Here is an 8831-nt window from a genome sequence, read left to right on the forward strand (position 1 = left end):
GAATCGTCCGAGCTCGCGTCTCGTTCCCTGTTTTCAGCGCTTCTGTAGCGCGGCGTTCCCCATCCAGCACTACCAGATCTTCTACCTGTGCGTTTTGTGCAGGGCTTAGTGAGACGGCTCGGAGACGCTGCAAAACGTCTTGCAGGCGATCATCGTCTCCGTTGTGAAAAAGAACCCAAGCAAGTTGGATCTCTACATTCGGATCAGCCCCCTTGCTGCGTCGAACGGCTTGTTCTAGGGCCTGTTGGGCTGCGACACCGTTTCGTAGCCTCGCATACACTTCGCCAAGATTTGCCCACCAGACGGGATTTTTCTGGAGCCGGATCAGTAGGGAGGCAGGCGCACTTTGTGCAAATTGGAGGGCCTGGGTATCTTGACCGGCACCCTGCAGTGCGCCCAGCATCCCCACCCACAAAGAGGCCTTGGAAGGTGCTATTCCCAAGGCTCGGTGATAGACAGTAATCGCTTGGTCGTAATTCTTGATCGATTCATACTCCCCAGCGAGCCCCTCCAGAGCTGCAAGATTGTCTGGATTTTGCTCCAGCGCTTTTTGAAAATAATGTATCGCAAGGGAACTATGATGCCCGGCGGCTGCCTTGTTGGCCAGTTGTAGAATGGCAAAGAGCCTTGCCTGTTGGATGAGGGCTGTAATCGATGACCGTTGATCAGCAGGTGCAACTGCCAGCGCCTGCTGCGCGAGGGCTAAGGCTTCTGGAAAATTCCGTTGTGCCAGGCGTGTATCAGCGAGTGCTTCCAAATACTGCGGATTGTTCGGATGAGAAGCCAAGAGATTCTGGAAGATCTGTGCTGCGACTGTTAGTTTCCCTTGATGCAAGGCCGTATATCCGGCTTGCACTTGGGCAGCTAGCAATCGGTGTGCTGCTTGTTTCTGCATGGCCGTTGCTGCGGCTTCTGCTTTGCGGAGTTGGGTTGAGAGTGCGGGATCAGGAAAATTGGCAAGATAGCTGCGAAGCAACGGGATGGCATCCGGACTGGCACCTTCCCAGGTTAGTGCGTCTCGCCAAGCGATCCGCGCTTGGGTAGCAAGCGCCGTTCGTCCCAAGGCAAGGCGGGAAAGTATCTCCACCCCTTGCTGCCTCGTGGCCGGGGTGTAGGTCAGCAATTGCCCTAAGACTAGATCATATTGGGGTGACGGATGGTTCCTCACCAGTGATTCCAACTCCCGAATCGCCTTTTCTTTCCCTCCAGCCGTTTTGGACAGGGCGAAAAAGTATCCACTTGCCAAATCGGGTGGAGGATCTCCAGGCCCGATTGCTTGTCGATACAGCTGCACTGCGGCATCATAATTTCCAAGTTGATCCTGGACAGCAGCCTCCTGTACGAGGTGCTGAAATTTGGGGTTCTGGCGGAGGATCGTTTTTACCTGCGCAATTTCAGGAGAAGCAGGGGCAATGGATTCGATTTGCTCCAAGTACCGTTTGGCTTTTTCTTTGTTTCCGTTCTCCTTAGCCAAAATAGCCAGTTGGGCTAGCGCGGTAATATTTCGCGGATCCTCCAGAAGAACTTGCTCCCAGGTTTTGGTGGCCAAATCAGGGCGCCCATGATGTTGCCAATACTGTGCCTTGGTACTGAGAAACTGAACATTGGTTTGCGCGTTCGCCGGGACTGTCCCGCAAAGGAGCACGATCAGGATTGCAGGAGTGGCAATTAACCGCCGTGAAACCATGCCGGCTCCAAAGCCCCGTTTTTGGAAAAAGCATACACACCGTTCAGGAATCCCATCGCAAAAAGAGTTAAATTTTCATCGTAATAACGGGGATGCTTTCCATATAGTCCCGTTTTTGGATCAAAGTCAGCGGTCAAGCGCAGTTGCTGATTATCGAACGATTCGGTGCGATGAAGACGTTTTAGTAGCGGCATCACAGCAGCAGAGAATCCAACAGGACCTTCCCCAGCGGCCTTTCCTGTCAGCCAGTTCACCGTGAGTGGCGGCAAGATATGGGACTCGAGGTAGCTCGGCATGGCATGCAAAGCCGCTGTGATGGCCTGTGCGCCTGGAGTTGCGGGATTACAGATGCCAGCCCAAAGGTACACGCGAATCGAATTGAAGGTACCATCCTTACTTTCCGGGGCCGGGCCGAAGCCTTTACCCACCGTGTAGGTCACCCAGCTCGGAGCAAAGCCGGTCGGTGTCGTGTCTTTGATAAAACTTGGCAATGCTTTGGCCATTTCCACCCATGGACCTTGTGGAAGTGTATTTCCCAGGCCCGAGATTACTGGCAAAGGCAGATAACTTGGGTTCAGGACATAGGTGTCTGGATGGTTATGAAACCCTATATTCCCAGGCAAGAGCATGGGGCCGATACCCGGGATATTAGCCACTTCCTCTTGCGCAATGCGCTTTGCAAGTAACGCACCCAGCGCGGAATAGGCGGGTTTTTTCCATAGGCGGCCTGCCTCCGTTAATGTGTAGGCTATCCATAGATCCGCATCGGCGGCAGAATGAGGGCTAAGGACGCCCCAGCTGCCATCGGGTCGTTTCCCCCATTTCCAGGCAGGAAGGTGTTCGGACAGGCTCCCTTGTGCTAGGTTGTTTTGGGTCCAATCGAGGATTTTTCTAAAGAGTACCGGATCATTATCCACCAAGGAAAAAAACAAGGCATACGACTGCCCTTCGGAAGTGGTAATGTCACCTTGGTCGAAGTCTATCACCCTGCCCTGCGGATCGATGAATTTTTTTGCATAACCCTGCCACAACAGATTCCAGGATGTGTTGTCGACTGTCTTGTTGGTTGCGTTCACACAGCCGGTCATGAGTACCAGCAGGAAGATCATCAGCAGTGTCACCGATAGATAGCGAACCCAGTACCTCATTTTTCCCCGCGCTCCGCTAACCGTTTTTTTGCCTTGCTCCGTAACCACCCTGTCAGCGGCATCGCCACCGCCAATGACGTTAGAAGAACAAGCAATACCATCAGCCAGACATTCCGCGATAGTGTCCAGAGCAGCCATGTCCACCAGGGCAAGTGCCCAAGGTAGAAGTGCGGGGCAGGCAGTACAAAAGAGCGAAGAGGATCCGATCGGTTATCCGTCAAGACGCTGACATTCCCAAAGATATCGGCTCTATGTGACGGGTCAAATAAAGTTGTGTTCAGCTTCCCGTAGTCATTTGCCTCTCCCGCCTCGAGAAAAAGAGCAACTCGGTTATGGTCCAACGGGGAAATGATCTCGTCTATAACAGCTTCAGGATTCTCGCCTGAAGACAACATCTCCCCCAGTCCTTTCGCGCCGAGAGATCCCTGTTTCGGCTGCGTATCCCACCACGGAAGATCAGCCAGCATTTGTGAGAAGAGGCCGCGGAGATCATTTACCCTAACGCTGCCATCCGAATTTATGACCAAGGGCAAAAAGGCCGCCCAAGAAGAATACAGAGGCTGATCGCCGGGTGTGCCGATAACGATCAGATTTTTACCCTTTGCGCTTTTCGTCTTCCCTGGTGGTAGTACTGTCACACGCAGTGCCGGATACCCCGTTTGCGCCCCGAATTGGCCGAGCAGATTCAGGTAGGTTTCCACACTACCAGCGGTTGGTGTGGATGGAAGGACGACCGCCGTTTGTTCCAAGTCTGCGTATCGGGTAAACGGATACCCGCCGTTCGCAAGTAGCGCTAGGTTCGGCAGACGAGTGAAATGGGGAATACCTGCGAAATCCAACTCCGAATCAGGCAGAATCGCGCCACGTAGCGTGTTTGGCATAACGTCCTTGCAAGGACCTTCCTTGGCCACCTGGAAGCCGAAGAAAAAATTCAGGGAGTTGTCCAAAGGGGCAATGTCAGCCGTTGGTATCTCTACCGTACGCTCCCGAACGGTAGAGGCACGACTTTTTCCTCCTGGTAATGCGATCCCAGAAACAAACTGGTTATTACTATTCACTACCAAGGAAGACTGTGGGCCGATGGGGCCGGGATTGTAGGTATAGCGTAGATGGAGCGGAATATTTTTGACATTCCAGAAAAAAAGGTCTGGTGGGGTACAGTACTGTACCCGGACACTACCAATATAGGCGACCTGCAAGGATTTTCCGCTGGTGAACCTGCCAATCCTGGTAGGGGTAGTAGTGTTGATCCAGCGCGGCGCATCGTCGGGGGCGCTTCTTTGTGGCATCTTGAGATTCTTGATTACCGCGGTATCCCCACCCAGGGCGTATTGGCCAAGAACGAGAGCCCGCGCAGCTCGCAGTACTTGAGCACCATTGTTCCCCATAATAATGAGAATCTTGCCACTCGGATCCGTAGGATTCGTCCGCACCGCAATGGTTGGTCCCGTAGGGGAGGGAAGAGTAACACCAGCCAAGGAAGAGGGGATCCCATGGGCTGTATTGATAAAAACCACAACATTCCCTTGGGGTAGGCTGGTCAAAGAGGTGGGAAAACGGACCGTCCGGTAATTGCTCAACGTACCAAACCAGGATGCCACCACACCAGCGGCTTCCATAACGCGGGGGGAGTCGTTCCCAGACGGGAGAAAAAAGGGTATGGTCACCCTTCCCTGCCCGGCTTGGTAGTAGAAAGGTTCAGGTAGCAGGGAAAGACGATCCGGAAGGTCCAGGAGGGTCCCCCCCAATGCGATTTCTGTACTCGGTAGGATGTCTGCCCACAAAGTCGAGTTGGCAGGATCCTCACACTGTAAGGTATAGTGCCCGATCAGCTGGAAGGTGAAATGGTTATAGGTCACGATCTGGAAGGGATTTACCGAGAAAGTGACCGTTTGTAATTGCCCAGGAACCGCATTGGTAGGGATAGGAAAGGAGCCAATGACGCTCCCGTTGAGTAACAGGTTGATCTGGCTAATCCGCGCGAGGAGTCCTGGCGAATATCGAAAGCGCATTTGGACAATAGCGGAGCGTACCACCTCGTTACCAGGCACATTCAGAAAAACGGTTTGCTCCCCTTGGGTGCCGGTCAGGCGGAGTCCCTTGGTAAACCCCAAGCTCGCAAGCGTAAAGGTATGGGTGAAACTGCCCGCTCCTTGTTGTGTGTCTGGAGCCGCGCTGGAAGACTTTGTAGTTGCTGTTATCTGTGAAGCCGAATCGTTGTCGTTGGGTAAAACGGCAGCCTGCGCCTGCCCTCCCTGGGTGTAACCTAACGCATACAATCCAACGACAGACAGGACCAGTAGCGCCTGGGCGATTCGCCATACACCTGACAGGATCCACTGCCACATAATTGCCACTCCTTTCCACGAAAGTTTGGTGACCAGGAGCAGACTTGCCAAGGGACGGTCCTCGTCTCTTGTTCCCCCCCACCCAATCCAAGCATCCGCACGGGTGTATAGGAGTCGTACCAAATTGGTCTGCTGGGCAATGGTCAATGGTGTGAAGGCGACTTGCAATCGTTCCTCCTTCTGGGCTACGACACGGATGGGGAAATCGAAGCTATCCCCATCCCAAAAAAGGCGCAAAGTTAAACCAGGATCCGCAGGTAGATTTCTTGCCGATTCTAGCAGGAGCTTTGCCCCGCCATCGGAAAGGTCATACGTCATTGCCTTAAGTACCAACGAACCACTGATGATAATAAAAGCGGGCAATTGGATCGGGATGCGTACATGGTTGCGCAGCTGACGGCGTTCGCGGCTTACGGCGATGGCGACTCCGATGATCATGAGATTGTACAGTGTCCATAAACTGGTCATTAGAATGGTGGTGACTCGTGGTTCCACTTCCAGGGTCAAGCGCAGAACCGCAGCGACAAGCCCGGCTAGGTTCAACAACCAGAGGATGATATAGGGCTTGGCGATGGTGCCATCGAAGTAGTCATGCTCCTTGATTCCACCCTTGGCGGTAACATTAAACTTGCCGAGTTTCGGATTGATCACTGCAAGCCAGACCGGTAGTAGAATATATGTGGCGAGTACAGTTTCGTACACTTCGTTCCAGTACGAATATCGGTGCCGACCCTGAATGCGAGAATTGACCAGATTCGCCATGAACAGATGAGGCAGTGAATATGCGGCAAACGTAACAGCATAGGCATCGAGTACCCGAAAGCCGAAAAGCAGGTAGGCGAGCGGCGCGGTGAGAAAAATGAGGCGTGGCAAAGCGAAAAAGAAGTGCATCATGGCATTGAGATAACAAAGCCGCTGCCCGATGTTGAGGCCACGACCCAGCAACGGGTTATCCACCCGAAATATCTGGGCCATGCCCCGGGCCCAACGGATACGCTGTCCGATATGGCCGGAGAGGCTCTCCGTGGCGAGTCCTGCCGCTTGTGGGATATTGAGATACGCTGTTCGCCATCCTCGGCGTTGGAGCTTTAGAGCGGTGTGCGCATCTTCTGTGACCGTTTCCACGGCAATACCCCCCACTTCATCCAGAGCGGTGCGCCGTATTACCGCGCAGGAACCGCAAAAGAACGTGGCGTCCCAAAGATCATTGCCATCCTGAACGATGCCGTAAAAAAGTTCCCCTTCATTAGGAACAACACGGAACATTCCCAAATTGTATTCAAAAGGATCCGGGGAATAAAAGTGGTGGGGTGTCTGCACAAGCGCGAGATTGGAATCCCGCACCATCCAGCCCATCGTTATCTGCAGGAAGGATCGTGCGGGAATGTGATCACAATCGAAGATGGCTACGTAAGCGCCGTGGGTTACGGTCATGGCGTGATTGAGATTGCCTGCTTTCGCGTGGTCATGCTTTTCCCGCGTGATGTAGCCGACCCCGACGTTCGCGGCAAAATCGCGGAAATTCTCCCGGCTACCATCATCCAGAATGTAAACGTGTAATTTATCTTTAGGCCAATCCATATTGATTGCACCGAGCACCGTCGGACGCACAACCTCGATGGGCTCGTTATAGGTAGGAATGAATACATCGACATCGGGCCATAGAGAAGAATCCAAAGGCAATGGAACTGGCTTCCGCTGCAAGGGCCAAATGGTCTGGAAATACCCCAACAAAAGGGTCAGCCAGGCATAGATCTCGGCAGCCAACAGGATTAGTGTCACGACCGTGTCGTACCAATGATACCGCGGATCGCCAAACCCCAAGGTTTCCGTCACCCGCCAATAGGCATATCGGGTAGTAAGAAGAATGGAGATACCAATCAGAAGAAGAGTTGCCCAGTGGGCCTTCAAGTGCTTGTTGATGAACAGTGCCGCGAGAAAAATAGAGACGGCAAGCAGGGCCTGTCGATGCCAGTCCAAGGGCACGATCACCAGATCAATCCCGATCAGTAGGGCTCCAGCCAGTACCATCACCGCCATCACAGCAACAACGGGTGCTAGCGATCTGTTGGGCCTTTCCTTGCCCATTTTTAGATCAGGATAGAGAGATACGACGAGAAGAAGTCGCTATCAACCAGTCAGCCAACAGGCCCGCGTATTTCTTGAAGGTACTCTCGACAAAAGGATCTCCACTGGCAAGCAATTCTTCGAGATGCTCATCAGAAGGGATGGCAAATGACGCGAGCATGTCCCCTAATCTCCCCTTCAGAGCCTGAGCAATCTCCTGATGCAATGGACGGTTTGAATCAAACTGGTTGAGAACGAAAATCGGGCGAGCCCGTCGCTGTGCGACATGTTCTGCCTCGCTCATTTCGGTGAGAAGCGCATCAACCGCCAGCAGTGCAGAAAGATCACAGCGCAGTGGGATAATAGCAAAGTCTGCGGTTGCGGCTGTACGCTCCCACAGATCCCAGCGCCCCGCAGGAACGTCAAGAATCATGTGACTCGGACTGCTACCCAGTCGATCAATGATATTGCCAAGCAATAGTTCTCCCTGATACGCATTGCCCGGCGACAGCAAGCTATCAAGAAAATGGGAAATTTCCGTTGAGGAAGTGGTGGTGTGCAAGTAGGCGGCGCGATGCGCTGACCCCTGTATGCGTCCAATCAAAGCAGTAGCAGCCCCGTCTCCGATGGGTATTTCTTCACCCCGCAACCCGAAAAATAGGCGTCCAGATTCGAGTCCGCCCAGCTCTGCAAGGATAACGATTCCGTCTGCTTTCCCTAATGACCATGCCAGACTCGCAGCAATAGTGGTGACACCAGCTCCCCCTTGTGGGGAATACACGGTAACCAAAGAAATCCGCGGACCCTGATTCTCCCCTTTGATGTGTCTGTGGCCAGCCGCTAATGCCCGTAATACCGGCCATCGATCTTTCTGGAAGTTTGTTTCTTCCGTGGCGGTCACCTGTTCAGTGGAATGAGATTCCTTGGGAGCATTTTCTTCAGCCGCCTTGTCATGAACCGTCGACGCATTCTCTTTGGATGCGTTGGTCGTATAGCTCAAGGCAGAAATCGGTATTATCCGATCCTTATCCGGTTCCGCCACCATTGGGTTATCCATAGCGATGTTAGCCGTTTCATCCGCCGGTGACTGCATAGTTATTCCTGCCTCACTCGACTCATCAAACTCTCGGTAACCAAATGGAATATCAATTTTTAAGCTATCAAATAAACGGGCAACATCTGTTCTAAACTTTGCCATTGTTATCTCCAAGAAGGCCATGGCATATGACTAATGCCTTGATAATAGCATAAACACACACACTATACTCAACATGAGGGAAACTTTGCCCATGAGTACCTCCTGAATCTGTGGCCTATTTTGCGAGTGATCTGATGAGGAGTATATGGTATTTTCAGGCGGCTTAGGAGGATGCTAAAAAAGTCCGTGGTATAATTGCGTAACGTTGAAAATCTGGGAGTTGCGTCATGCGCGGGACCAAGGTGGAGACCCAAGGGATGTTCAGCTACCTGTCGCCGGAGCAGCGGGTACCGAAAGATCATCCCCTGCGTGCCATTCGGGTGATCGTGGATCGGAGCCTGGCGGCGCTGAACAGCCACTTTGATAGCATCTACTCGGATCTG

At 52.9% G+C, this 8831-nt stretch carries 4 protein-coding genes and 1 pseudogene; 1 reads left to right on the plus strand and 4 read right to left on the minus strand.

Translation table 11 applies throughout. From position 1 onward, the window contains the following. The 4 genes from RTI30_RS10535 to RTI30_RS10550 all read right to left on the minus strand — a co-directional run. A partial coding sequence (locus tag RTI30_RS10535; RefSeq protein WP_312283740.1) for a tetratricopeptide repeat protein occupies nucleotides 1-1687 on the minus strand: 1687 nt, incomplete at its 3' end. Continuing rightward, nucleotides 1669-2835 carry a cellulose synthase complex periplasmic endoglucanase BcsZ gene (gene bcsZ, locus RTI30_RS10540; RefSeq protein WP_312283741.1) on the minus strand — a complete coding sequence of 389 codons (1167 nt, stop codon included), beginning with the start codon at nucleotides 2833-2835 and terminating at the stop codon, nucleotides 1669-1671. The genes bcsZ and RTI30_RS10535, both read right to left, overlap by 19 nt. Further along, nucleotides 2832-7271, minus strand: a complete 4440-nt coding sequence (gene bcsA / locus RTI30_RS10545) for a UDP-forming cellulose synthase catalytic subunit (RefSeq protein WP_312283742.1) — start codon at nucleotides 7269-7271, stop codon at nucleotides 2832-2834. Before bcsA ends, bcsZ begins: the two co-directional genes overlap by 4 nt. A 7-nt stretch (nucleotides 7272-7278) precedes the next feature. Further along, nucleotides 7279-8448 (minus strand): ParA family protein, encoded by a 1170-nt coding sequence (locus tag RTI30_RS10550; RefSeq protein ID WP_312283743.1) that lies wholly within the window; start codon nucleotides 8446-8448, stop codon nucleotides 7279-7281. 227 nt (nucleotides 8449-8675) lie between these two features. On the opposite strand from RTI30_RS10550, the pseudogene RTI30_RS10555 reads away from it, so the two are divergent. Continuing rightward, nucleotides 8676-8831, plus strand: a pseudogene (locus RTI30_RS10555) (IS5/IS1182 family transposase); the annotation flags it as partial.

The sequence above is a fragment of the Candidatus Igneacidithiobacillus taiwanensis genome (genome assembly GCF_031962545.1).
In the GTDB taxonomy this organism is placed as follows: domain Bacteria; phylum Pseudomonadota; class Gammaproteobacteria; order Acidithiobacillales; family Acidithiobacillaceae; genus Igneacidithiobacillus; species Igneacidithiobacillus taiwanensis.

What these genes read in the sequence shown, in the direction of transcription:
- bcsZ (WP_312283741.1), bottom strand. Translation starts at nt 2,835, where the DNA reads ATGAGGTACTGGGTTCGCTATCTATCGGTGACACTGCTGATGATCTTC.
- bcsA (WP_312283742.1), bottom strand. Translation starts at nt 7,271, where the DNA reads ATGGGCAAGGAAAGGCCCAACAGATCGCTAGCACCCGTTGTTGCTGTG.
- RTI30_RS10550 (WP_312283743.1), bottom strand. Translation starts at nt 8,448, where the DNA reads ATGGCAAAGTTTAGAACAGATGTTGCCCGTTTATTTGATAGCTTAAAA.